The following is a 24,915-nucleotide window of genomic DNA, read 5'->3' as shown; positions in this document are numbered from 1 at the left end:
ATAATCACCCGGCCGCGATTGCGGCGCCTCAGACAACGAATTGATACGGAACCCTGGGTTCCTGCGACAGGCTATCCAGATAGCCATTGTTGGCGAGCAGAGACAAAACCGTTCTTTCGCTGACATTGAAATGCACGGCGGCATTCTCATAAGAAGACTCTGAAAAATCGCCCTTGAGATAGCCGATCAAAGACTCGACAGGGCACAGAAACTCAGCGGCAAAAGCGCGCTGATATTGCTGCCTGGCTGTGCTGATATCGGTAGAGACCAGCCAGCCATCGTTATCCTTGCTTCGACCAAACATTTCTGCGATGAAACGTGCGTACTCGAAACGGCTGGCCGTCGGGTGTTTCTTGCGTGGAATCAGACTGAAGCTCCCCGATTGCTCGAGACGGGCCACGGCCACACTGTCATGCGCGACCACACTCCCATAATCGACCTGATGTTCGCTGATACCGAGCAGCTCATATAACTCGACGTTACTCAAAGGTCGCTCTGGATTACTGAGTGCAGCACGAAGCTGTCGGGCAGCTTTCCCGCCTCGTTGCCAGGCAAGCCCGGCCTCCGTATCTGCATAGTCAGGTAACTGTGGGCTTGCAACAATCCCGCCCTGTGAGGCAAGCGAGTCAATGATCTCAAGCCCTGCACCCGCCAGGCCTTGCAGCCCGATCACAGGCGCCAGCTCGGCCATCGCTGCGGCACCTGTTTTCATTTGCAACCGTAGAGCCCGCTCCAGGATAGCGGGTGGACACTCTTCAGGGTCATAGCCCATCTGCGCCTCCAGTATCCTGTGCTCGAGTGCTGTGGGATCGTCCTGGTCTTCCCGAACCAATGCCCAAAGCTGGTCAAGATCGGTCCGGGCATGACCCATCGCGCCCAACCGGCTCAGAACGGCCTCGATAAAACCACGGGCCTGGCGCTGGAAAACTTCAAGCTTCACGATCCGGGGACTTTCAAGCCCATACAGATACTGGACAGACTGGCCTTGCATACGGCTCGATTCGGCCCATAGCTTTATGCTTTCGCCATCAGAAGCAAAAATGATTCTGGGCCATACATAACCTTGATTCGCCGCCCCCAGCTCATGGGACATTCGCCACTCATGAGAAGGCAAACCACCCACGCGAGGCAAGGGCTCATAACTCAGGCGCCACCAGGATGAAGCCAGCCACAGAGCCAGGGGATAGGCCGAAACCAGAACGCTATCCCTGACAGTTCTTGACCATATGTCTTCATTACGGGTCAGGCAGAGATCATCGACCCGGATAACCAATTGACCGGACGTATCACGCAAGATCGGTGACGAACCCTGCGCAACCTGCCAGTCGATCGAAAAATCGAGATTACTCATGAAGCCTCCAGCGGTTCATGACCTCAGCGGCAAAGGGATCGCTTTCTGGCATGGGATACCCGTGGTAGCAACCTGTTTCCGGGTTCTCCAACTGCGCCTCCAAAGGAATATGAGCCTCTGTGACCGACCAGATATTCCTGGGCCATCCCTTATCCATTCTGTCGCTTACAAGCCCTTTCAATACACCTTCCTTGAGCAGCCTCAAGGCCGTATCACGTGAAAAGATGCGGGCCACGTCGCACAGGGATTTTCCTGGACGTGGATCCGAGGCGGGTGACAAACCAAAATCACCGGGGTTTCTCTTATGCTCCGGATTGCCGCCGTATGAAAGGCTACACGCCCAACCATCCAGATGCTCATGACTGAACTGATCCGGTTCAGCCATTCGCCGTTTCGTATTGAATCGATTGTAGCGCGGCTTCATTGCAGCCCTTCCCTGAACACTTGAACAAGCGCTCGACGCTACATGAATGGGCTGGCTAAAGATTCTTAGCGCACTCGACGCGCTTTGTACGAAATGTCCTCAAATCCACAATCGACTTTATGGCTCAGGACTCTACGACAATCAATTGCCGCCAAACACCTCACCCAGATGCGCTTCGTAACGCTGCACATCGCCCTCGATATTCGGACGTTTCATTACATCCACGGCCAGAAAGGTCGGCAGCGCTGTCATGCCCAAAAACTGATTGGCCTTGTGGAACGGGAAATACACCGCGTCGACACCTTTGGCTTCGAAGAAGTCGGTCGGGTCGTCGAAGGCTTGTTGCGGGGCGTTCCAGGTCAGCGAGAGCATGTATTGCTTGCCGTGCAGCAAGCCGCCGCTGCCGTATTTCTGCGAGGCGTCGGAGCGGGTGCGGCCGTCGTTGGCGTACAGGCTGCCGTGGCCTTCGGTGAAGACTTCGTCGATGTACTTTTTCACGGTCCACGGCGCGCCCATCCACCAGCCGGGCATTTGCCAGACGATCACATCGGCCCAGAGAAACTTTTGCACTTCTTCGGCCACGTCATAGCCGCCGTCGATAAAGGTGTGCTGCACATCGAAACCGGCACGGTCCATGAACGCGATAGCTGCATCGTGCAGGGTGGCGTTGTAACGGCCGTCGGAGTGGGCGAATTGTTTGCCGCCATTAAGGAACAGAATCTTTTTCATGGGAAACCTCTGCCTGTCTGCCCTGAAAAGTCGGGGCTCGCTAAATGAATGGACGGCAGAGTATCGAGTCATGGCGCGTGGACAAAGGGGCTGACGGGCAAATGACATTTGCCCAAGGATCAATAATCAAAGATGCATTGTTGATTTAGAATGCCGTCACTTTCATTCAAGGAGGCTCTTATGAGCGAGCGCGTCAGCTTTATCCTGCATGCCTACACCCGCCCGGAAAAATCCGCCGAATTCGAAGCGCTGTTCAGCGGCTATGTCGCCGCCAGCCGCAGTGAGCCTGGCTGCATCGAGTACCACATGCTGCGCGATCAGGCCGACCCGAGCCTGTTTATCTTCTTTGAGGTCTGGGAAAGCCAGGCGCATCTGGACGTGCATTCGGCGCTGCCGCACATGGCGAAATTCGCCGAACAGCGCGCCGATTACCTGACCCGCGACTTCGAGATTCGCCGCATCGACATGCTCAGCCCTGCATCAGCAAATGCAGGCCCAGCGCAGCCATCCCGATAAAGAACACCCGCTTGAACAGCACCGCGCTGATGCGCTGGCGCAGCCACTGGCCAAGCATCATGCCCAGCAGCGCCGGCGCCAGCGCCAGCCACGAAGCGCCCAGTTCGCTGCCGCCCAGTGCGCCGCTGCCGGCAAGCCCTGCCGCCAGCGCCAGGGTCGAGACCGTGAACGACAGGCCCAACGCCTGCACCAGTTGATCGCGGCTCAGCCCCAGCGCCTGCAAATACGGCACTGCCGGAATCACGAACACGCCGGTGGCCGAGGCAATAATGCCGGTCAACAATCCGCATGCCGGGCCCAGCCAGCGCTCGGTGGTTTCTGCAATTCTGAACGCCGGCAGCGCCAGGCCGCTCAAGGCATAGATCAACAGCGCCGCCCCCAATGCGCGGGTCATCGACGGCCCGCCATTGATGCCCAGCCACCATGAACCCAGCCCGGTGCCGACCGCGATCATCAGCAGCATCGGCCACAGCCGCTTGAGCAAGCCGCGCAACTGCCCGCCATTGGCGAGTTGCCAGACATTGGTCACGGTGGAGGGGATGATCAGCAACGCCGCCGCTTGCGCCGGCGACATCGCCAGCCCGAGCAGCCCCATCGCCACGGTGGGCAAGCCCAGGCCGATCACGCCTTTGACCGCGCCAGCCAGCAGAAACGTGCCGATGATCAACGCGGTCAACGGCCAGCCGAGGTTTTGATAAAACGCGAGAAGTGTATTCATGGCCTCAGCATGGCGCAGGCCGGACGGGTTGAAAATCTGGCATATACTCAGGCAGCCTCAGGCACAGACAGAGGCACAAGGGTCAATCCATTTTCGGGGCCTCCATGCATTTCGACCTCACCGACCTGCGGCTTTTTCTCAACATCCTCGAAACCGGCAATATCACCGCCGGCGCGACCCGCAGCCATTTGTCGCTGGCCTCGGCCAGTGCCCGGGTGCGGGCCATGGAAGGTTCGCTGAACAGCCCGCTGCTGGAACGCAACCGCCGCGGCATCACCCCGACCCCGGCCGGAAAGGCGCTGGGCCGGCATGCACGGCTGATCCTGCAACAGGTCGAGCACCTGCAAGAAGACCTGGCCGATTACGCGCAGGGCTTCAAAGGCCAGATCCGTCTGTTGTGCAACACATCAACCTTGAGCGAACACCTGCCCGAATTGCTCGCCGGCTTTCTGGTCAGCCACCCGCATATCGACATCGACCTGCAGGAACAACCGAGCCTGCGCATTCTGCATGCCCTGCGCCACGGCACGGCGGATATCGGCATCGTCACCGACGCGGTGGACGCCAGCGACCTGCAGACCCTGCCCTTCCGTGATGATCCGCTGAGTGTGGTGATGCCGTTGGGGCATGCCTTGCAGGCGCATGCCAGCCTTCGTTTCAGCCAGATTCTTGATTTCGACGTGGTAGCGTTGGCCGCCAACAGTGCGCTGGGGATTTATCTGGAGGAACAGGCGCTGCATATCGGCAAACGCCTGCGCATCCGGGTACGGGCCGAGGGGTTCGATGGGGTGCTGCGCATGGTGGCGCACGGCGCGGGGCTGGGGATTGTGCCGCAGGCGGCGGTGGATCGCTGGCGGGGACCGCAGGATTTTCTGGCGGTGCGGCTGGAGGATGACTGGGCCGACCGCAAACTGCTGCTGTGTGCGGCCGAGTTTGCGGCGTTGCCGGGGTATGCGCGGGAGTTGGTGGCGGTGCTGGCGCAGAACGAGGTTGGGTTAATAGCAGAATAAGCAGTGCCGCAGGACTCATGCCGATCAGTCGGTCTGACACCGAATCCGCAGGAGATCACCCTCGCGCAGCAAATATTGGACCGTGGGAGGCAGCTCTGCTGGCGATGAGACCCGCATGGCCGTGAGATATCTAGCGCTTGAACATCAGTCATCGCCAGCAGAGCTGCCTCCCACAGGATGATGTGAATCAGATAGTTCTGTGTTGTGTTGATGAGCGCGAGGGTAGAGCTCGCGAAAGGGCCTGTAAAACCGGTATATCTGCTGCGTCTGTACCACAGCACCGCCCGCAGGTCTGCGCCACGCCTTTACTGATCGGCATTATGCTGTAGGACCCAATAACGGCCGAAGCCACTGCTGCGCGCTCAACCCCAGCGCCTGGACCTCATCAAGAGGGTTTGCAGGCATTCGTTACTTCTGGCGGGACTGTCCTGCAGAGTCTGTTCGAAAGCCTCAAAGGCGGCGTCATTGAGCATGAATAGCTGCTTTTCCAAAATGACTTCTGGCTTATCGGGCTTATCCGACTCTGGATGAACAGGGCTCATGGCTTCCCCTCAGTGGAATAGTTTTCAGGTGCTGCGTCTGTCATTAGAAGGTAGTAGCGTTTCTATGCGAGCGTAAAACTGATGCATGACTGCGTACAGCAAATATTCACAAGGCAAGCACTGTCGTGACGTGTCTCCCCTTCTGGCCCCAAGGCAGCTCAAAAAGGCCGTGGCCGTTACTTCAACTCACAAAACGTCTGCTTTACCGGTCCGTTCCGGCAGCCTTTTCGCTTTCCTTTGTACGAACTTTCCGAGAAAATCCCGGCCGCTTGCGTGTGGCAACTTCGGCTACTAGGCTGCGTTCTTCGCTGAACAATCAGCGATCGGGTTTAGCAGCCTGATGAGAGCCTCGAGACATGCAAGCAACCATTTTTATGGCGGCTTCGCGTGGGGCACCTTCGGGTGCGCCGGTCTTTCTCGAGTTTCTCCCGGTCTGCTAACCCGCGTCGAAGCCGCCACCCTAATTCGTTTAGCAGCGAATATTCGGTGGCCCCTGCGGAGCAAACCGAGATGAAAAAGATGGTCCCCGATCCACCCAGCCTTGAAGATTCCCTTCTCCACGTCCTTAACGTTCTACGCAGCGCAGCCGCCACTGCCTATGAAAGCGCCGATGGCCTCAATGGCAGCCAGCGCGACCTGGCATTCTCGACCCATCACCTGATCGAACTGGCCAGATCCATTCTTGAGGATGCGTTGAGCCGACTGGAAACTGTATAGCCCTGCCCTGTGGGAGGCAGCTCTGCTGGCGAAAGGGCCAGTCAAGCCGACGCATTTGTAGTGACCATGATGCAGTCATCGCGAGCAGAGCTCCCTCCCACAGGTTCAGTGCCAGACGCGACAAAAGCATCTGGCCTGCGAACCTTCGCCGCTTATGCCGTTCCTACGCGGACACGTTTTCAAATGGAGTGCGCTGTGGATATTCAGGACATCAAACGTCAGTTGGTCAAACCGGCCACCACCTTCGAGGCCGGCGGCTTTCGGCCCGCCGATACCCTCGAAGAAAGCTGGCTGGGCCGGGTCTTTCTGTACCGCCCCGACGAAGAAATCCCCGTCAACGCTGCCGGGCAGCCGCTGTTTCCCCTCGCCCAGTTCTACCTGCCCGCCTTGCCCTGGGTCAGCCCGCTGTTGGCCAATGTGCGCGTGCTGACCGTGTTCATGACCGAGGACTTTGGTGAGGTCTTCGAGCCGATGGGCGACAACTGGTTGATCCGCGAATACGGCTATGACGAGCAACTGGTGCGCAAGGACTTGAGCGTGCCGGGCTCGTTCCTCAAGGCCTTTCCCCTCAAGGCAGAAAAGGTCGAAGAAGATTATCCACTCTGGGATGGCGCCGGCGTACCCGAGGACCTGGTCGATGAAATCTGCGCGCTGGAGAACGCGGGCGAGATCAGCAATTATTTCGACGTGACCACCCACAGCTACAAACACAAGATCGGCGGCTGGCCGTCGTTCTGCCAGCCGGGAATCGAAGCCGGTGAAGGCTTTGAGTTTGTGTTTCAGATTTCATCCGATCCGAAGATCAACCTGAACGTGGTGGACAACGGCAGCCTGATGTTCTGGAAGCATCGGGTCACCGGCGAATGGCTGATCTATTACGACTTCTATTGAGGTCGAGCAGGTCATGCCAATCGCCAGTGCTTTACATAGCGGATCGGCAAGGCCTGCCCTCGGCAATCAGAACGTGTACCTTGCCGTCACCGTGAAATTACGCGGGGCGCCATACACACTGCGGCCACCGAAAGGCTGGCTGGCCAGCCCCTCGTAATAGGTTTTGTCGAACAGGTTGTTCAGGCTGAACTGCGTCAGTAGATGCTCGTTGACCTGGTAACTGGTCATCAGGTCAACCAGGGTATAAGCGTCCTGCTCCACCAAGGAAGGCTGAGTAATGTTGGTCGCCGTGTTGGTGTAGGTGCCAACGTTGTAGGTACGGTTCTGGCGGTACACCGAGCCGCCCACTTTCCATTTGTTCAGATCACCGGGCAATTGGTAGTACGAACTCAGCTTGAACAGGTGGCGTGGCACGTCGGTGTCGAACAGCCGGCCGACATTGTCCGGGTCGCTGTCTTTCTTGTATTTGGCCTGGGTGTAGGTGTAGCCGGCCGCCACTTGCCAGTCGGGGGTGATCGCGCCGCTGACTTCCAGGTCGATGCCCTGGCTGCGCACTTTGCCCGACGCTTCATAGCAGGCCGAGCCGTTGCAACCGGTGTCGCTGACCAGCCTGGCGCGGTTCTGTTGATCAATCTGGAACAAGGCGGCGCTGGTATTCAACGTGCCGTCGAAGTATTCGCCCTTGATGCCGATTTCGTAGTTCTTGCCGGTGATGGGCTCGAGCAGCGACTGGTCGATGGTCACCGCCGTTTGCGGCTGGAAAATGTCGGTATAGCTGACATAGACCGAATGATTCTGGTCCAGGTCATAGATCAGCCCACCGTAGCGGGTCACTTCGCGTGCCGTGCTGTAGTTCACGCTGGGGTTGTTGCGAATGTCCTGGTCATAGGCGTACCAGTCCAGTCGCCCGCCCAGAATCAGTTTCAGCGGGTCGGCCAGGCTCAGCCGGGTGGTGACATACAGGCTCTTTTGTTCGGTTTGGGTCAGGGTGCCATAGGTATGCGCGACATTTACCGGCTTGGGCCTGGCGCCTGGATCCCACTGGCTCAAATCGGCAATGACGCCGTTGGGAGCATAGCCACCATCGGTTTGCTTGGTCGACTTGCGCCAGCTACCACCCAGCACCAGCTCATGTTTGCGCCCCAGCCACTGGAACGGTCCGCTCAGGTAACCGTCGTAACTGGTCTGATCATAAGTGGAGTTTTGATCGACGATTCGTTGCTGCCACGTGTTGCCGGTAGGACGTACGAACGATGCCAGGATGTCCGAACGGGTCCAGTTCTTGACCGCTGACAACCGCAGGTTCCAGTCGTTGTCGAAGCTGTGGTCGAGCCCGGCGAAAACGCCACGGGTGTCCTTGTCCCAGAACTCCCAGTCGTTGCCGTAGTAGGTCGAGCGCGGCAAGCCCAGGTCACCACCGTCCGCGCCCACCGGAATGCCACCCCAAGTGGTGTTGTTATTGTCGTTCTGATAAGAGCCGCCGACGGTCAGCATCGTGCGTTCGCTCAGGTCCACTTCGGCAATGCCATACAGCAGCCCCAGTTCGCTGGACTCGACATCGCGAAAACTGTCCTTGTTGTTGTAGCTGATGACCGTGCGGCCGCGCACGCTGCCACTGTCGTTCAGGGGGCTGGACGCATCCAGCTCGCCGCGGTAGTTGTCCCAGCTGCCAGCACTGCCGGTCACGCTGACATGGGTATCGTGGGTGGGTCGCTTGCGGACCATATTGATGGCCGCCGAGGGCGTGCCGGCGCCTTGCATCAAGCCGGTGGCACCACGAACGATTTCAACCCGGTCGTACATCGCCAGGTCTGGCGAGGGTACGAAGTCGCCGTCGTAGGAGGTGGCCAGGCCGTCATACATCAGGTTTTCAACCTGAAAGCCGCGGGAATAGATCAAGGGGCGCACCGCGCTGAACTTCTGCACGGTCACACCCGGCGTTTGCTTGAGCGCGTCCTCGAGGGTAACCATGTTCTGGTCATCCATGCGCTGGCGGGTGACCACTGTCACCGCTTGCGGTGTTTCGCGCATGGACAGGGGCAGCCTGGTCGCGGTGCGCATTTCTCTGGTTGTGTAAGACCCCGTGCCCTCGGTGCTCTCCCCCAGCCCCGAGCCCGTAATGCTGGTTGCGCCCAATTGCACGCCCCCACCCTCCATCACGGGCACCAGTACCCAAGTGTTATCGGCCCCTGCAAGTGCCTGCAACCCGGCCCCGGCCAGCAACACCGCAAAGCCCTGGTCGACGCTGTATCGACCACGGAGCCCTGGACTCTGCTTGCCCTGAGTCAGGGCTGTGTCGAACGACAGCACGACCCCGGCCTCTGTCGCAAACCGGTTCAGCACTGTACCCAGAGGGCCTGCGCCGATGGCGAAATCGTGCTGTTGTGCGGCACCGGTGGCAGCCTGGGCGGTGGCGGTCAATGCCGGGACGCCGAGGAACAACGAGGCGCCAAGGATAGCCAGGCGCAAGGCATGCGGGGCTTTTCGAGCAGTGGCGCGCAGACTCAGAGGTGGGTGTTGCATGCGGTCTCCTGATGCGTGTGTCAGTGTTTTATAGGGGCTTTGCAAAAGGAGTCGCGCACCTCATGGCAAACCGACAATGTCATTTGAAAAAAACTTCACTCTGTCGGTGTGCTTGAAAGTGGAATTGCTGTCAGCCGCGCACTTGCATATTATTGCGACTAATTCTTATTAATGACTGGCACGCCCCATGCCTGCAAGCAACCCGGTAGCGACGCTGTACAACGATCATCAACCCTGGCTGGTCAACTGGTTACGGCAACGCACCGGCTGTTCGCAACAGGCGGCCGACTTTGCCCAGGACACCTTCCTGCGCGTGCTGCTGGCCGAGCGGCGCAGCCCGGTGACGGCGATTCTCGACGAGCCCCGGCACTTTCTGGTGACCATCGCCAAGCGAGTGATGATCGACAGTTTCCGCAAGCAGTCGGTAGAACGCGCCTATCTGGACGTGCTGGCCGAGCAACCGGAACAGTTCGGGATATCCGCCGAACAGCAACTGATCGTGCTGCAAACCTTGCAGGCGCTGGACCGCATGCTGGACGGGTTGGGGACCAGGACCAAGGCCGCGTTTCTGATGTCGCAACTGCAAGGGCTGACGTATCCACAGATCGCCGAACACCTGCACGTCTCGGTCAGTTCGGTCACCAAGTACATGGCCCGCGCCACCGAGCATTGCCTGCTGTTTGCCCTGGATCACCCGGTGTGACCAGCGACGCACAGCGCCAGGCTTTGCGCGAGGCCGCGCAATGGTTCGCCCGCATGTGCGCCAGCCCCGACGAGCCGGCGACCCAGGCGCAATGGCAACGCTGGTATGCATGCAGTGCCGAGCACCAATGGGCCTGGGAGCGTCTGACCCAGTTGCAGGCGCAACTCGGCAGTGTGCCGAAGCATCTGGGCTGGCGGGTGATGGACAAAGTTCATCTGCAAGCGTCGGGGATGGAGCGGCGTACCTTGCTCAAGGGCCTGCTACTGGGTGCCGGCGTGAGCGCGCTGGGCTGGCAGGGCTATCGCGAGGCGCCGGTGTGGCTGGCGGATCTGTCGACCCGTACCGGTGAGCAGCGCCGTGAAACCCTGGCCGATGGCACGCAACTGGTGCTCGACACTGGCACAGCCGTGGATATTGCCTTCGATGCAGCCACACGCCTGTTAATCCTGCGTGCAGGTGAAATCCATGTCACCACTGCCAAGGATGCCCGGCCGCTGATCGTGCGCAGCGCCGAGGGCGACATGCAAGCACTGGGCACCCGCTTTGCGGTGCGCCAGGCAGACGGTTCGACCCGCTTGAATATCTATGAGCACGCGGTTGCGGTGCGCCTGGCTCAGGCGGCCGAAACCGTGATCCGCAGCGGGCAATCGGTCGTTTTCACGCGCACAGCACTCCTGACCCCGACGCCTGTCGCAGCGGGTGAAGAAGCCTGGACACAGGGACGTCTGGTGGTCGATGGCTGGCGACTGGATCGCTTGATCGGCGAATTGCAGCGCTATCGCAGCGGCTACCTGGGGTGCGCTGCGCAGGTCGGCCACCTACGGGTTTCGGGTACTTATCCGTTGAACAATATCGACGTGACGCTGGGCGCGATTGCCAGGGCACTGCCGGTCAGGGTGCAGCGCTACACCGGTTATTGGACGCGGGTTGTGCCGGTCTAGCGTTCACTTAGCGCTTGCTCAACGCCAGTCGCGCCGCAAACAACATGAAAATCACCCCGGTGGTGCGGTCCATCCACTTGATCACCGCCGGCCGCTTCAGCACGTCGGCCAGTGGCCGGGTCGCGCCGATCAAGGCCAGCGACCAGGCCAGTCCGAGCACCACGTGAATGCTCACCAGCCCGAATGTCCAGGCCACCAACGGCTCGCCTTGCGGGATGAAATGCGGCAAGAACGACACGTAGAACACGCCGATCTTGGGGTTGAGCAGGTTGCCGAGCATGCCCTTGATAAACCAGTTGGCCTGCTTGCCGCTTTCAGTTGCCAGCGGCGCAATGTGCGTGCGCGGGCGCAGCAGCATGTTCAGGCCCAGCCAGCACAGGTAGGCGGCGCCGCAGTATTTGAGAATATTGAAGGCCAGCTCCGAGACCGCGATCAAGGCGCCCAGACCGAAGGCGACCGCCGCGCCCCAGATCAGGCAGCCGACATTGATACCCAAGGCAGCACGCAGAGCCTGCTGTCTGCCTTCGACGGCAGCGGTACGCAGGATCAGCGCAGTGTCCAGGCCGGGAGTGATGGTCAGAATCAGCGCGGCAAAAGTGAAGGCGATGAGGTTATCGGCGATGGGCATAACGGCGGCGTCTCGACGGGGTGCAATGGCGGCAGATTAGCATGGGGCCGCGTGTTCGCAGCGTAGCCAGATCCTTCAATCGCTGCTGAAACGGCCTACATAAAGCGCAAGGTCAGACGCGCAAGGATGCATGCCCCACGCACCCTTGAGGCTGACCATGATTCCCGTTTCCCGCCTGACCGACCAGCACGCCTGCCCTCTCCCTTTTCATGGCCTGACGCCGCTGGTGTCCGGCTCGCCCTGCGTGTACGTCAACGGCCTGCCAGTGGCGCGCATTGGCGACCTGGCCGGCTGCGGCGCGGTGATCGTCACCGGTTTTGTACACATCCTGGTCGATGGCCGGCCCATGGCACACATGGGCAGCCTGACCAGCCACGGCGGCGCCATCGTCACCGGCAGCCACGACACCGTCGGCGGGCAGATCAATTTTGTCACACAAACGCTGGCGGTCGACTTCGCCCGGCTGGGCGCCATCGATGCACAGGGCAATGTCGATGAGCAAAAGCTGCAAGCCTTGCTGGCCGATCCGCAACTCGAACAACGCGCCCAGGCGGCCGGGGCCTTGGTGCAAGCCAATGACGCGCCCTTCCCTCAGGCGCCGGCCACTGACATGCCGGAAATGATCGCCGTCGCCGGCAGCCAGCATGACAACAGCACCGGCAACAAGATGATGTTCATCGGCCAGGCCGTGCGTCAGTTGAGGATGTTCAAGGAACAATACCCGACCCGGCCGCGTACGCTGGTGGTTTTTACGCCGCATTACAGCGAAGCCATGCTGGAGGCCGCCAGAGAATCGGCCGGGTTATACACAGCCGACTTCAAGCCCCTCGACACCGCGCAGGCACTGATCGACTACATCAATACGGGCCGGGATCGCAGCAGACACCCGATTGCGCAACTGGATCTGTTCAGTCATGGCGTGCCACTGAGCATTGCCTTTGGTCATCACCTGGAGAATGAGGCCGGGATGTCGTTGGGTGTGGATAACTTTCAGCTGATTGCTGCCAGTGCCTTTGCGCCGACGGCCAGACTTACGTCGTATGCCTGTAGGACGGGGATGGGCAATCCGCAGGATGAATATATTGAAAATGCCGTGCAGAACGATCCACAACCGGAACTGAGCTTGGCGCAGCAGTTGGCCGACCATTTGAGGATTCCGGTGCAGGCGTATATTACCCGGTCGGATTACAGGGAGACGTGGGGGTCGTTTGCCGAGCGGCGGCTGGCCGATGCATGCACAGTTACGTCGCAAACCGTACCGGATGAAGAATGGTGTGCGCAGTGGAAAAGCTCAGCAGCCGAACGAAAAAAGTCTCAGCTTGAAAAGGACTTTGCTTATCAAACCAGCGGTGCCTTGAACTCAGTAATACCCGGCACAACACCTCATGGCCCCGACAAAGGCCTTATTGAGTTCAAGCCCAATGAATAAACCAGCCATTGCGGCTTCTTTGGTTTCTCTCGGCGTTCTGGTTTACCTGATGATGCCGGCCCATTACACGACTGATATGGGCAACGGCATAACCGTCTACGCCGACAAGTATGTCAACTCCGGTGAGTGGATCTACAACTGTCAGAAAATACATCTGGTGAGCCGGATACCAATACCGTTTCCCGTCCAGCACTTTCTTGATAACGCCATCCTGTCGAAGGGTCCTATTTGGCTTAGTCCTGAGCAAAAGCACAACGCATTAGCGCTTATCGAAACCATCACCAAAACACCCGACTGGTACAGACCCTTGACGTACTCAGTCAGCGGGCTCGGTGAAGACAGCTCCATTTCCTACCACTCCTATTGGTTAATAACGGAGTTCGAGGATAGACGTTGGGTTGTTAAGGTCGGCCAACCTCACAGCCACGTAGACAGGCATGATTACTACATCACTGCCGAACCCTACGATCCAGCCACCCACAGGACCTATGAACGGGCCCTGAGCGAAGCCCGAACCAGTTGCCCAAAACCTCAATGACCTGATCACTCGATCATCTGCCCGGATGCGTACCATTGCCGCAGTCGCGGCAAATCCCGGGTGATGCGCTAGAATGCCGGCTCGTTAATGAGAATCATCTCCAAACCCGCCGTCGTCCAGGTCATTCGATGAGTTCTGCTGCCTCCCCCGCCCGGCCCGCGCCACGCATTCTGGTGGTCGATGACCATCGCAAGATCCGCGATCCGCTGGCGGTGTATCTGCGTCGGCATCTGTTCGAGGTGCGCACCGCCGAGGATGCGGCCGGCATGTGGCAACTGCTGGCGCAGCAGCGTTTCGATGTGATTGTGCTGGATGTGATGCTGCCCGATGGCGACGGGTTCGAGCTGTGCCACAGCCTGCACCGGCGCGAGAATATTCCGGTGATTCTGCTGACCGCGCGGGACACCAGCGCCGACCGGGTGCGCGGGCTGGACATTGGTGCCGACGATTATGTGACCAAGCCGTTCGAGCCGCGCGAGCTGGTGGCGCGGATCAACAGCCTGTTGCGCCGGCGTGGTGCGGTGCAGGCCGACCCGCCGGCGCTGCCGGTCAGCGTTGATGCGCTGGAGCATGAGTTCGCCGGTATGCGTTTCAATGCCGGCACCGGCACGCTGCTGCGTGCGGACGGTTCAGTGGTGCGTTTAAGTACCGTCGAAAGCCGGCTGCTTGGCGTGTTTCTCGCCCATCCGCAACACGTGCTCAGTCGCCAGCGCCTGATCGATTTGACCACGCGCCCCGGCAGCGAGGTGTTCGACCGCGCCATCGACCGGCAGATCAGCCGCCTGCGCCGCAAGCTCGACGATAACCCGGCGGTGCCTGAGCTGTTACGCACCGTGTGGGGCGACGGCTATATGCTGGCCGCCCAGGTGCAGACGCGCCGGCAGCCGGCATGACGTTTTTACAGCGGCTGTGGCCCAAGCGCATGGCCCATCAGTTGGGCCTGTTGATGTTGCTGGCGCTGCTGGCCTGCAACGTCGTGGCGATGCTGTTTCTGCAACGCACCGGCGCCTTGCTGCACCCGCTGTCACGCACGCTGGCGCTGGAACGGCTGATCACCGCGTATCACGCCGCTGAAGGGCTGGAGCCAGACAACGCCTCGCGCTTGCTGGCGGCCATGCAAACCCACGAGGCGCATTTCTGGGTGGCCAGCAAGGCGGTGGCCGATGCCGACGGCATGCGCCCGGAAGAGCATCGGCTGATCGAGGACCTGGGCAAGCGCCTGACCTTTGCACCCGGCGCGTTGATCGGCATGCAGCTGGAGCGCACCGGCGGTGGCAATGCCCGTGAATGGGTGTTCAGTGGTGCCGGCTGGGCGCCGTTGCGGCTGCGCACCAGCATCGGGCTGCCCAATGGCTTGTACCTTAATGCCATCCAGCACCCGACCGGCAGTTATGAGTGGAGCCGGATTCTCAGTTACAGCCTGCCGGTGACCACGATTCCACTGCTGCTGATCGTGTGGTTTTTCATCCGCCGCGTGGTGCAGCCGGTCAACAGCCTGGCGCAAGCCACCGAGCGGGTCAGCCGCGGCGAGTGGATCGCGCCGCTGCCGTTGTCCGGCCCACAGGAAGCCCGGGACCTGACCCATGCATTCAATGTCATGCAGGAGCGCATCGCCCGGCATGCCGAGGGCCGTACGCGGATGCTGGCCGCCATCAGCCACGACCTGAACACGCCCATCACCGAGCTGCGCCTGCAACTGGAAGTGCTCGACGACGGCCCCGCGCGGGACGATATGCTTGAAAGCCTCGATGAATTGCAGGCCATGGTCCGCGAAACCCTGAACTTTGTGCGCGGCGATGCGGTGCAGGAAGACACGGTGCGTATTTCGTTGAGTGATTTGCTCGATGATCTGGCGCGGCGCTACAGCAGCATGGGCCACGCCATCGGTTGGGTGCGCGAGGCAGAAATATTCTGTCGCTGCCGGCCGCTGGCACTCAAGCGGGCGCTGACCAACCTGATCGACAACGCCTTGCGCCATGCCGGTGACGCAACGCTCAGTGCGCAGGTCGAGGCCAATGGCGATATTCGTCTGGAGATTCTTGATCACGGGCCGGGCATCGAACAGGCGTGGTTGAGCCAGGTGTTCGAGCCGTTCGTGCAGTTGGGTGGGACCGAACATGGCCAGGGTGGCGGGCTGGGGTTGGGGCTGGCGATTGCCCGTTCGTGCATCCAGGCCCACGGCGGCGAGCTGACACTGGAAAATCGCTCGCCGACGGGGTTGTGTGCGGTGGTGCGGGTGCCTGGGGGCTGACGCTGTTTGACCGCTCAAATGGGGTAAAACAATTTTAAATGGGGTAATAACCCAATAAAAAACCCCATTACGCATTAGGATTACCCCATTAAAAGACAGGGACGCCCCAATGCACTCGCTTACACCCGACTTTCTCTCAACGCTGCGCTACGACGGCTTACAGGTATCAACGCTGCGAGCGCTCGGTGAATACCGGGGCAAACAGGCCGTGTAGCAAGACTCCTCACCTTGTTGCTGCTTTACCAGTTCGATTATTGCGTAGGCCGCTTTATCAGCCTTGAACGCATTTTCGAGGACTCCAAGGAAAGCTATTACGAAACCCTTGAAATCAGCTCGCAGGGCTGGCACGAAGGCGAACACAACGTCCAGCCGTGGCTTGACTACTTCTGGGGGGCTTTACTGCGCGCCTACAAAGAGTTTGAGGAGCGCGTCGGCACTATCAACAACCGCCATGGCGGAAAAAGCGACCGCGTACGAGTTGCAGCGCTTAACCGTACCATGCCCTTTTCAATTTCTGAGATTGAAGAGGCGTGCCCCGGTATAAGCCGAGACACCGTACGCCTTGTCCTGCGCTCATTGAAATCTGAAGGCCTGATTGAGCCTACAGGTAAAGGTCGAAGCGCCAAGTGGACGAAAACAGAACCTCCTCTCTCTACCTAGCGCCACGGCGAGTGCTTAGCGCTCGGTTCTCGATATGCCGGACCAAGCGCGTTACACGTGGGATATCAGAAACGCACGGTGGTGCTGGCCCACAAGGTGCGGCCGTAGTTGACGTTGCCGTAGGTTTCGTCGTCCAGGCGTTTGTCGGTGACGTTTTGCAAGGCGGCGTTGAAGCTCAGGTTCTTGCTGAATTCATACGAGCCGCCGATATCGCCGGTGGTGTAGGCCGGGGCCGCTTCTTCGGTGAGGGTGGTGCCGTATTCCTTGCCGTAGTAGTTGATCGACGCATACAGGTCGATGCTGTCGCTGAACTGCCAGTCGGCGCGCACGTTGGCTTTGCGTTCCGGGGTCAGGGCCAGTGGGGCACCGGCATTGGCGCCGCTTTTCTGCTCGGAGTCGGTGTAGGTGAAGTTGCCCTTGATCGCCACGGTGTCGGTCACATCCCAACGGCCGTTGAGTTCAAGTCCCTGGATCACGGCCTTGTCGACGTTGACCCGCTCCATGACGATGAAGCCGTTGTAGCGCTCGGTCGTGGTGACGGTCGAGAGCTTGTCCTTGAAGTCGTTGTAGAACACGGTGGCGCCGGCCGACAGGTTGTCGCGGTTGGACCAGAGTGCCGACAGCTCGTAGTTGGTGCTGGTTTCCGGCTTGAGGTCCGGGTTGCCGAGCATGGCGAAGGTGTTGCGGCGCAGTACGGCGTAATCCTCGATCACCGCACGCAGTTCCGGCGCCTTGAAGCCGCGCGCCACGCCGCCCTTGAAGGTCCACTCGTCAGTGGCGTTCCACACCCCGTAAATACGTGGGCTGAAGTGCACGCCGTATTGTTCGTGGTGGTCCATGCGCAAGCCGGTGGTCAACGCGAAGGTGTCGGTGACCGACCATTCGTTTTCGGCGAACAGGGCTTTCTGCACCACCGAGTACTCGTAGTTCTTGCGGTCGCCCAGCGCCTGGTTCCAGTCGGTGACACTGGTGTCGTTCCACTGCAGGCCGGTGGTGATGATGTTGTGTTCGGTCGGGATCACCAGCTTGGCGTCGAGCACGGTGTTTTCAACCGTTGGCTTGCGCCCCAGCACATCGCTCTGGGATTCGCTGGCCAGGCCTTCGCGGCTGGACTTTTCCCACGCCAGCGACACATCGGATGTCGCCCAGCCCCAGCGGCCCTGGTGCGAAAGCGACCAGTGATCGCGGTTGTTTTCCTGTTCGCGGGTGGCCCAGTTGGCGCTCAGGCCATCGCCGTTTTTCAGGCGCGTAGCGCCACCTTCGAGCAGGATGTCGTGATCGACCGTCGGCGTGAAGGCCAGGCGGGCAGTGATGTCCTTGTGGTCGGCCTTGGTGTAGCCGTTGGTGAGCTCGACATCGTCATCGGCCTGGCGATCCAGATAACGGCCCCAGACCTGCAGGCCCAGGGTGTCACCGATCAACGGGCCATTGAGGAAGAACTGGGTCTGGCGGGCATTGCCCTGGTCGCTGTGCTGGCGCGCCGAGTAGTCATAGGTAACCGAGCCGCCCCACTCGGGCGTGACCTTGCGGGTGATGATGTTGATCACCCCGCCGATGGCGTCGGAGCCATACAGCGACGACATCGGGCCGCGCACCACTTCGATCCGCTCGATGGCTTCAGCCGGCGGCACGAAGCTTTGCTCGTAGCCACGGTTACCGTTGACGCGCGACTCGCGAGCGCTCTGGCGTTTGCCGTCGACCAGGATCAGGGTGTAGTCGGCCGGCATGCCACGGATCGAGATATCGGTTTCGTTGGCGCTGCCGTTGACCGTCACGCCTTCGACATCGCGCAGCGCGTCGGTCAGGTCGTGGAAGGATTTCTTGCGCAACTCGTCACCGGTGATGACGGTGATCGAAGCCGGGGCCTGCTCCACGGTCTGCTCATAACCGGCGGCGGTGACCACCACGTCTTCCAGCGACAGCACCTGGGTATTGCTGGTTTGAGTCAGATCCTGCGGCGGTTGGTCGGCGTAGACCTGGCCGCTTGCCATGGCGGCCAGGGCGAGTTGAATCATGACAGCCGAAGGCCGCAGACGGAATGGAGAAGGCATGACAGACCCTTACGATTCATAGGTAAAAGAGAATCGTATGCATCTGCATTGCAAAAGGTTGGTCAAGGTGTGACAGTTTTTACAAGGTGGTAGCTATTTGGCATCCGGCCGCCGGTAACCTTCGATGATTGCCGAGAAATCCCGGCCTCCTTCACCGCGCTGGCTCATGGCCTGGAACAGCTGTTCGGCCAGCGCGCCGAGGATCACCGGCTGGTGCGCACTGCGGGCTGCCTGCGCGGCCAGGCCAAGGTCCTTGAGCATCAGGTCGGCGGCGAACCCGCCGGTGTAGCCGCGTGAGGCCGGCGCGGTGTCGACGATGCCGGGCCAGGGGTTATAGCTTTGCGAACTCCAGCAACTGCCGGTGGAACTGTTGATCACCCCGGCCAGCACCTGGGTGTCGATGCCCAGCGCATCGCCCAGCGCCATGGCTTCGGCGACGCCGATCATCGAGATGCCCAGCAGCAGGTTGTTGCACAGTTTGGCGATCTGCCCGGTGCCGGTGTCGCCGCAGTGCACGATGTTGCGGCCCATCTGCGCCAGCACCGGTTTGACTTGCTCGAAGTGTTGCAGCGAGCCACCGGCCATGAAGGTCAGGGTGGCAGCTTTGGCGCCCGCCGTGCCGCCGGACACCGGCGCATCGCTCAGCGTTATGCCCTGGCGGGCGGCGATGTCGGCCAGCTCGCGGATAGTCTGCGGGTCGATGGTGCTGCAATCGAGCGCCGGCGTGCCGGGCTGGATGCCGGCCAGTACGCCGTTTTCGCTCAGGTAAACGCTGCGCACATGAGTCGCGGCCGGCAGCATGGTGATCACCAGTTCGCTGTCTTGCGCGGCGTCGGCGGGTGACTGGCTGATATGCCCGCCCTGGGTGACCAGCTCGGCCAGGGCATTTTTGTCGATATCGAACAGGCGCACACGGTGCCCGGCCTTGATCAGGTTGCAGGCCATGGGCGCGCCCATGTTGCCCAGACCGATGAATGCGATTTTCATTGTTGTTCTCCTTTGGCGTGCAAAGCGCAATGTCGTCACGCAATGGGGCTGCTCTGCTTCTACATTGAAGACCACCGTGGCCGGTTTATCGCGTGCAGGCGTGCAGCCTTGATGCGCAATCTGTTGCGCGGCGAACTGTGGATAAGTCTGTGGACAGATCGATGCAGAATTTACAGAACAAGGCTTTCAGGTGACTGCGCAAGGGTTTGCAGGGGCATGCAGGGTGTTGCGCGAAATAGCGGGGTTCTGGTGGGGTAAATGAACGAATATCGGCAGGTTAAAAACCTATCCTTTTGTTTTAAAAGACAAAAATATTAACAGGCACGCTTCTTGGTATAGCCCCTTGCGTCCCGGACGGTTTTTCCGCCGGGGATTTATTCATTGCAAGGAGAAATACCCATGGCTACACCTGCCTACATGTCCATTACCGGTGACAAGTCGAAATTGATCACAAAAAACGCATTCACCGCCAACTCGGTAGGCAACAACTACCAGGAAGGCCACGAAGATCAGGTAATGGTCCAAGGTTTCAGTCACGAAATCATGATCCCTCGCGATCCGCAGTCCGGCCAGCCGACTGGCCAGCGCGTACACCAACCGCTCTGTATTACCAAGGTGTTCGACAGGGCCTCACCACTGCTACTGGCCTCGCTGACGTCCGGCGAACTCTTGAAAGAGGTGGTGATCGAGTGGTATCGCACCTCGTCTTCCGGCACGCAGGAGCACTACTACACAACCAAACTGGAGGACGCGATCATCGTCAATATTCGCGGCTACATGCATAACTGCCAGGATCCGGGCAATGCGCACTTCACTCATCTGGAAGAAGTGCAGTTCTCTTATCGCAAGATCAGCTGGGAACATATAGTCAGCACCAGCTCAGGTTCCGATGACTGGAGAGCGCCTGCGGCGGCCGGCTAATCCGCCGGGAGTCCAAGGCCCGCTTTGCAGGCCTTTGGCTCCACCTTCAACTAAAGCCGTTATACCGCGCCTTCTTGAAGTTGAAGATCATGATGAAGTTGATCAGCACCGCGCCGATCACCGAATAAAGCGCCGAACTCCACGAAACGGTAAAGAACGCCGCCAGCAGAATCAGCCCGTCGATCACCATCTGCACCTTGCCGGCACTGATGCCATGCCGCTGCTGCCAATACAACGCCAGAATCGTCACCCCGCCCAGGCTCGCGCCGTGACGAAAGATCAGAATGAACCCCACCCCGATCAGGCAACCGCCAAGAATCGCCGCAAACAGCGGGTCGAGTCTCTCGAAAGCAATGACGCCCGGCATCATCGCGCTGAACAGCGACAGGCAACTGATCGCGGCAAAGGTGCGCACAATGAACGCCGCGCCCATCTGCCGATAGCCCAGGTAATAGAACGGCAGGTTGATCAGGAAAAAACACAGCCCCACCGACCAGCCGCTCAGGTAATGGCTGAGCAGCGCCAGCCCGACCGCGCCGCCGGTCAGGAACTGGCCATAGGCGTAGAGGTTCATGCCCAACGCAATCAGCAAGGTGCCGACCACGATGGCCTGGACGTCTTCGATCAGCCGATGCTTCTGTGCCTGCGCGGCGACCTGATCACTCATGACGCCAGCGCTGCCTTGAGTTCACAGGCCAGTGCATCCAGACGTTGCGGGGCGATGCCCGAAACATTGATCCGGCCCTGCCCGACCATGTAGATCCCGGCACGCTCACGCAGGCCCTGAACGAACGCCGGGGTGCGGCCCAGGTTGGAGAACATGCCTTTCTGCTGCGCCAGGGTATGAAACGGCGCATAGGCATCGATGTGCTTCAGCGCCTGGCACAAGCCATCGCGCAGACCATTGATGCGCAGCCGCGTGGCTTCCAGCTCGGCAAGCCACAAGGTTTTGAGCGATTCATCGTTGAGAATCCGGGTGACCACGGCCGCACCATGCGAAGGCGGCATCGACCACAGGCTGCGCGCCGCGTCGATGATCTGCGTACGCGCGGCCTGCAGATTGCGCGCATTGTCGCTGTGCACCAGCAGCGCGCCGGTACGCTCGCGGTACAGGCCAAAGTTTTTCGAACACGAGGCGCTGATCAGCACCTCAGGCAGTTGCGCACAGAACAGGCGCAAGGCCCAGGCATCGGCTTCCAGACCGTCGCCGAACCCCTGATAAGCCATGTCGAACAGCGGCAGCAGGCCTTTGCGTTGTACAGCCTCAAGAATGCTTTGCCACTGCTCGCGAGTCGGGTCGATGCCGGTCGGGTTATGGCAGCAGGCGTGCAGCAGCACGGCATCGCCGGGCCGGGCCTGATCGATGCTGTCCAGCAAGGCATCAAGGTTGAATTCACCCGTCGGCGTCAGGTGCGCATAGGTGCTGACCTGCAACCCCGCGCGCTCGAAGATCGAAGCATGGATCGGCCAGGTCGGCACGCCGATCAGCACCCGTTGCGCGCTGCCGCTACGGCTGAGAAATTCTCCCATCAGGCGCAGCGCGCCGGTGCCGCCTGGCGTCTGCACCACGCTGTGTTGCGCGGAATGGCTTTGGCCCAATAACAGCGGACCCATGACTTCGGCAAAGCCCTGCACGCCGGCGGTGCTGGTGTAGGCTTTGGTTGCTTCGTTGTCGACCAGCCATTGCTCGGCCAGCTTGACCGCTGCCATCACCGGCGTACGCCCGGCCGGGTCTTTGTAGATGCCCACGCCCAGGTCCATCTTGCCGGGCCGGGTGTCGCGGGTGAACAGGTCGGCCAGGCCGAGAATCGGGTCGTCAGCGAGTATTTCCAGGTGTTCGAAACGGGTCATGGTCGGATCCTGTGAGTCAGTTTGGCAATGAGTCGCGCAAGCGAGCGCCGTGCTCGCCCAGGTCCCAGAACAGCCCGGCAGCGGCTTTCAGGCCTTGCTCGACGATGCTTTCGAGCAGGTGTTCGTCGGGCGCGTGCTGTTTGCAGGACGGGTAGGAATGCGGCAGCCAGACCGTCGGCAGGCCCAGTACATCGGCGAAACAGTGGTTGGGAATGGTGCCGCCCAGATTGGGCAGGATGCTGACCGGCTCGCCAAGACTGCTGCTGACCGAGTCGCGCACAAAGCCGACCCAGGGATGCTGCGGGTCGAGCCGGGTGGCGGCATAACCGCCGTCGAGCTGGATCTGCACCGCTTCAAAGCCCTGCGCGTCCAGGTGGCGGCGCAAATTGTCGGTCAGCGATTGCCACTCGGTGCCGGCGACAAAACGCAACTGGCAGACCAGTTCGGCACGCCCCGGAATGGCACCGATCACCTTGACCGTGCTGCCCGCCGACAGGCCCACCACTTCCAGGGTGTTGCAGCCGAACAGTTTTTCGCCGACGCTCAGGCCGGGCTCGCCCCAAGCCGGGTTGAGCTGCGGATCAAAGCTCTCGCCGCCCACCGGCAGGTCACGCACCAGTGCCGACACCGCTTCACTCATCGGCGCCGGGCGCAGAAAGTCCGCCAGCAACTGGCCGCTGGGCGAGACCAGGCTGGACAACACATGGCCCATGACGATGGCCGGGTTGGTGATGATGCCGCCCCAGTTCCCGGAGTGACGGCTGCCGTTACCGGTGTCGAGGATCAGGCGGAACTGACACACACCACGCGAGCCAAGGAACAGCGTCGGCAGGTCATGACGCACCCGTGGGCCGTCGGAGGCCAGAAACAGATCGGCGGCCAGTTCTTCGGCGTTGTCGCGGCAGGCTTGTTCGAGGCCCGGCGAGCCGACTTCTTCGCTCATCTCGAAGATGATTTTCAGGTTGAAACCCAACCGTCCTTCGCGAGCATGCAGCACCGCTTCCAGCGCCGCGAGGTTGATGCTGTGCTGGCCCTTGTTGTCGGCGGTGCCGCGACCGTAAATACGGCCTTCCTTGATATTCACCTGCCAGGGCGCGGTGCCTTCTTGCCAGAGTTCGTCCTGGCCGCTGGTGACATCACCGTGGCCATAGCTGAGCAAGGTCAGCAGCGCCGGGTCTTCGATGCGCTGTGCAAACAACAGCGGGGGTTTGCCGGGTTGCGGGTTGTCCAGCACACGGCAGGTGAAGCCCAGTGCCTGCAACACCGGTTGCAGCTCCAGCAACAGGTAATCGCGCAACGGCACCGCGCAGTCGGGGTTCTGGCTTTCAGTGCGCTGCGCGACACGGCGGTTGAGAATTTCGACAAAGGCGCCGCTGGTGTAATGCCCGGCGGCCAGCTCGATGGCCTGCGCGCGGGTGTTCGCAGAAGAGGTCGACATAAAGGTTCCTTGCTATCAGGCAGTGGCTGGCACGAGCGATCACGAAGCGCTCGACCGACAATGCGTGGCAGGTTAACGTGGCGCCCTGACTTGCAACAATTATCAAGTTCTCAAGCCATCATTGCCTTTATGGCAAACCTGATTTGCACATTTGTGAAGCAGTTTTCAACGGAGTCCGGCCATGCACGACCTGCCTTTGCGTTACTTCCACAGTGTTGCCCGAACCGGCTCGTTGTCGGCCGCCGCCGAAGACCTGCATGTCGCGGTGTCGGCAGTCAGCCGGCAGATCAGCAATCTGGAAGAAACGCTGGGCGTACCGCTGTTCGAGCGCAAGCCACGTGGCATGCAACTGACCGAGCCTGGCGAATTGCTGCTGGCCTATGCCAATCGCAATCAGCTGGAGGTCAAGAATGTCATCGCCGAGATGCGCGGCCTCAATACCTTGCAGCAGCACAAGATCGCCCTGGCCTGCCCCGAAGGCATGGCCTGGGAGTTTCTGCCGAGGGTGTGCGCGCAGTTTCGGGGTTTTCATCCGGGGGCGAGTTTCGATTTGCAGGTGGTCGACGCCGCCAAGGCCTCGCAACTGGTCAAGGATGGCGTGGTCGACATCGCCCTGACCTTCAGCCTGACGCCCACGCTGGGCGTGGAAATATCCTTGAGCTGCGAGTCGCCGATCAGTGCCTTGATGCCGGCCAGCCATCCTTTGGCCGGCAGCGAGTCATTGACGGTGCAGCAACTGCGCGAATACCCGCTGGCCTTGCCGCATGTCGGCTCGACCATCCGCTATCTGTTCGACATCGCCTGTCACTTGCACGGCCTGACCATCCTGCCCGCCTACGCCAGCCACTCGCTGGGCGCGATCTACAACGCGGTGCGTCATTCCACCGATGTGATCGCGCTGTGCGGCACCGCCACGGTCAGCGGCACGGCCGCGCGCGACAACCTGCTGCTGGTGCCGATGAGCGACCCGCAACTGCGCCAGCGCAGCCTGCAAGTGCAGATCATGGCGGGGCGCAAATTGCCGGTGTTGATTCGCTATTTTCTGAGCTTTCTGGAAGAGCAACTGGTGACCGTGAGCCGCATCGCCCGGTAACCG

Annotated in this window: 24 protein-coding genes and 1 pseudogene; 13 read left to right on the top strand and 12 right to left on the bottom strand. The window is 60.5% G+C overall.

Annotated elements, in window-relative coordinates:
* Positions 1–28 precede the first annotated feature (28 nt).
* From ACYAS9_RS18075 to mdaB, 3 genes are all read right to left on the bottom strand, one after another.
* Positions 29–1,351 (bottom strand): ImmA/IrrE family metallo-endopeptidase, encoded by a 1,323-nt coding sequence (locus ACYAS9_RS18075; protein ID WP_463569636.1) that lies wholly within the window; start codon positions 1,349–1,351, stop codon positions 29–31.
* Complete coding sequence (locus tag ACYAS9_RS18070) at positions 1,344–1,775, bottom strand: hypothetical protein (protein ID WP_463569635.1); 432 nt, start codon at positions 1,773–1,775, stop codon at positions 1,344–1,346. The genes ACYAS9_RS18075 and ACYAS9_RS18070 overlap by 8 nt, the downstream gene beginning before the upstream one ends.
* Before the next feature lie 141 nt (positions 1,776–1,916).
* A complete protein-coding gene (mdaB, locus tag ACYAS9_RS18065; protein WP_463569634.1) occupies positions 1,917–2,504 on the bottom strand; it encodes an NADPH:quinone oxidoreductase MdaB in 588 nt (195 codons plus the stop codon).
* A gap of 180 nt (positions 2,505–2,684) precedes the next feature.
* Here mdaB and ACYAS9_RS18060 point away from each other — a divergent pair, with 180 nt between their 5' ends.
* Positions 2,685–3,020, top strand: coding sequence for a putative quinol monooxygenase (locus ACYAS9_RS18060; RefSeq protein ID WP_463569633.1), 336 nt, complete (start codon positions 2,685–2,687; stop codon positions 3,018–3,020).
* Here the strand turns inward: ACYAS9_RS18060 and ACYAS9_RS18055 are convergent.
* Positions 2,974–3,738 carry a sulfite exporter TauE/SafE family protein gene (locus ACYAS9_RS18055; RefSeq protein WP_463569632.1) on the bottom strand — a complete coding sequence of 255 codons (765 nt, stop codon included), beginning with the start codon at positions 3,736–3,738 and terminating at the stop codon, positions 2,974–2,976. The genes ACYAS9_RS18060 and ACYAS9_RS18055 overlap by 47 nt on opposite strands.
* 104 nt (positions 3,739–3,842) lie before the next feature.
* On the opposite strand from ACYAS9_RS18055, the gene ACYAS9_RS18050 reads away from it, so the two are divergent.
* Positions 3,843–4,748 (top strand): LysR substrate-binding domain-containing protein, encoded by a 906-nt coding sequence (locus ACYAS9_RS18050; RefSeq protein WP_463569631.1) that lies wholly within the window; start codon positions 3,843–3,845, stop codon positions 4,746–4,748.
* Positions 4,749–5,110: 362 nt separating this feature from the next.
* Here ACYAS9_RS18050 and ACYAS9_RS18045 read toward each other — a convergent pair whose 3' ends face one another.
* The gene (locus tag ACYAS9_RS18045) at positions 5,111–5,290 is read right to left on the bottom strand and encodes a type II toxin -antitoxin system TacA 1-like antitoxin (protein ID WP_459748878.1); all 180 of its coding nucleotides are present in this window, start codon (positions 5,288–5,290) and stop codon (positions 5,111–5,113) included.
* Positions 5,291–5,800: 510 nt separating this feature from the next.
* Between ACYAS9_RS18045 and ACYAS9_RS18040 the strand changes: the two genes are divergently transcribed.
* Together ACYAS9_RS18040 and ACYAS9_RS18035 are read left to right on the top strand one after the other, a co-directional pair.
* Positions 5,801–6,007, top strand: coding sequence for a DUF6124 family protein (locus tag ACYAS9_RS18040; protein WP_463569630.1), 207 nt, complete (start codon positions 5,801–5,803; stop codon positions 6,005–6,007).
* A 195-nt stretch (positions 6,008–6,202) separates the two neighbouring features.
* Positions 6,203–6,898 carry a DUF1963 domain-containing protein gene (locus ACYAS9_RS18035; RefSeq protein ID WP_463569629.1) on the top strand — a complete coding sequence of 232 codons (696 nt, stop codon included), beginning with the start codon at positions 6,203–6,205 and terminating at the stop codon, positions 6,896–6,898.
* Positions 6,899–6,964: 66 nt separating this feature from the next.
* Here the strand turns inward: ACYAS9_RS18035 and ACYAS9_RS18030 are convergent, their stop codons facing one another.
* Positions 6,965–9,421, bottom strand: coding sequence for a TonB-dependent siderophore receptor (locus tag ACYAS9_RS18030; RefSeq protein ID WP_463569628.1), 2,457 nt, complete (start codon positions 9,419–9,421; stop codon positions 6,965–6,967).
* Positions 9,422–9,608: 187 nt separating this feature from the next.
* On the opposite strand from ACYAS9_RS18030, the gene ACYAS9_RS18025 reads away from it, so the two are divergent.
* Entirely contained in the window at positions 9,609–10,124 is a 516-nt protein-coding gene (locus ACYAS9_RS18025) for a sigma-70 family RNA polymerase sigma factor (RefSeq protein ID WP_463569627.1), read from the top strand.
* The gene (locus ACYAS9_RS18020) at positions 10,121–11,065 is read left to right on the top strand and encodes a FecR domain-containing protein (protein ID WP_463569626.1); all 945 of its coding nucleotides are present in this window, start codon (positions 10,121–10,123) and stop codon (positions 11,063–11,065) included. The genes ACYAS9_RS18025 and ACYAS9_RS18020 overlap by 4 nt, the downstream gene beginning before the upstream one ends.
* 7 nt (positions 11,066–11,072) lie before the next feature.
* Here the strand turns inward: ACYAS9_RS18020 and ACYAS9_RS18015 are convergent, their stop codons facing one another.
* Positions 11,073–11,693: a LysE family translocator gene (locus ACYAS9_RS18015; protein WP_463569625.1), complete on the bottom strand. Its 621-nt coding sequence runs from the start codon at positions 11,691–11,693 to the stop codon at positions 11,073–11,075.
* A gap of 157 nt (positions 11,694–11,850) precedes the next feature.
* Between ACYAS9_RS18015 and ACYAS9_RS18010 the strand changes: the two genes are divergently transcribed.
* The 5 genes and pseudogenes from ACYAS9_RS18010 to ACYAS9_RS17990 all read left to right on the top strand — a co-directional run.
* On the top strand, positions 11,851–13,122 hold the full coding sequence (locus ACYAS9_RS18010) for a PAAR domain-containing protein (RefSeq protein ID WP_463569624.1): 1,272 nt from the start codon (positions 11,851–11,853) through the stop codon (positions 13,120–13,122).
* Positions 13,115–13,660 carry a hypothetical protein gene (locus ACYAS9_RS18005; protein ID WP_463569623.1) on the top strand — a complete coding sequence of 182 codons (546 nt, stop codon included), beginning with the start codon at positions 13,115–13,117 and terminating at the stop codon, positions 13,658–13,660. Before ACYAS9_RS18010 ends, ACYAS9_RS18005 begins: the two co-directional genes overlap by 8 nt.
* A 128-nt stretch (positions 13,661–13,788) precedes the next feature.
* Entirely contained in the window at positions 13,789–14,553 is a 765-nt protein-coding gene (locus ACYAS9_RS18000; protein ID WP_463569622.1) for a response regulator, read from the top strand.
* 29 nt (positions 14,554–14,582) lie between these two features.
* Positions 14,583–15,911 (top strand): ATP-binding protein, encoded by a 1,329-nt coding sequence (locus ACYAS9_RS17995; protein WP_463569673.1) that lies wholly within the window; start codon positions 14,583–14,585, stop codon positions 15,909–15,911.
* 204 nt (positions 15,912–16,115) lie between these two features.
* A pseudogene (locus ACYAS9_RS17990) lies at positions 16,116–16,571 on the top strand (Fic family protein); the annotation flags it as partial.
* Between the two features lie 65 nt (positions 16,572–16,636).
* Here the strand turns inward: ACYAS9_RS17990 and ACYAS9_RS17985 are convergent.
* Both ACYAS9_RS17985 and mmsB read right to left on the bottom strand, forming a co-directional pair.
* A complete protein-coding gene (locus ACYAS9_RS17985) occupies positions 16,637–18,622 on the bottom strand; it encodes a TonB-dependent receptor domain-containing protein (protein ID WP_463569621.1) in 1,986 nt (661 codons plus the stop codon).
* A 93-nt stretch (positions 18,623–18,715) separates the two neighbouring features.
* Positions 18,716–19,609 (bottom strand): 3-hydroxyisobutyrate dehydrogenase, encoded by an 894-nt coding sequence (gene mmsB, locus ACYAS9_RS17980; RefSeq protein ID WP_463569620.1) that lies wholly within the window; start codon positions 19,607–19,609, stop codon positions 18,716–18,718.
* A gap of 399 nt (positions 19,610–20,008) precedes the next feature.
* Here mmsB and ACYAS9_RS17975 point away from each other — a divergent pair, with 399 nt between their 5' ends.
* Positions 20,009–20,530 (top strand): Hcp family type VI secretion system effector, encoded by a 522-nt coding sequence (locus ACYAS9_RS17975; protein ID WP_463569619.1) that lies wholly within the window; start codon positions 20,009–20,011, stop codon positions 20,528–20,530.
* Positions 20,531–20,576: 46 nt separating this feature from the next.
* Here the strand turns inward: ACYAS9_RS17975 and ACYAS9_RS17970 are convergent, their stop codons facing one another.
* From ACYAS9_RS17970 to ACYAS9_RS17960, 3 genes are read right to left on the bottom strand one after another with little or no spacing between them, the layout of a single operon-like run.
* A complete protein-coding gene (locus ACYAS9_RS17970; protein ID WP_463569618.1) occupies positions 20,577–21,197 on the bottom strand; it encodes a YitT family protein in 621 nt (206 codons plus the stop codon).
* Positions 21,194–22,381, bottom strand: coding sequence for an amino acid aminotransferase (locus tag ACYAS9_RS17965; protein ID WP_463569617.1), 1,188 nt, complete (start codon positions 22,379–22,381; stop codon positions 21,194–21,196). The genes ACYAS9_RS17970 and ACYAS9_RS17965 overlap by 4 nt, the downstream gene beginning before the upstream one ends.
* Positions 22,382–22,397: 16 nt before the next feature.
* Positions 22,398–23,819 carry a M20 family metallopeptidase gene (locus tag ACYAS9_RS17960; protein WP_463569616.1) on the bottom strand — a complete coding sequence of 474 codons (1,422 nt, stop codon included), beginning with the start codon at positions 23,817–23,819 and terminating at the stop codon, positions 22,398–22,400.
* Between the two features lie 181 nt (positions 23,820–24,000).
* Between ACYAS9_RS17960 and ACYAS9_RS17955 the strand changes: the two genes are divergently transcribed.
* Positions 24,001–24,912 carry a LysR family transcriptional regulator gene (locus ACYAS9_RS17955; protein ID WP_463569615.1) on the top strand — a complete coding sequence of 304 codons (912 nt, stop codon included), beginning with the start codon at positions 24,001–24,003 and terminating at the stop codon, positions 24,910–24,912.
* Positions 24,913–24,915: the final 3 nt, after the last annotated feature.

This window comes from Pseudomonas sp. HP_08 (assembly GCF_055284095.1).
This window is presented reverse-complemented; position numbering and strand designations above follow the sequence as displayed.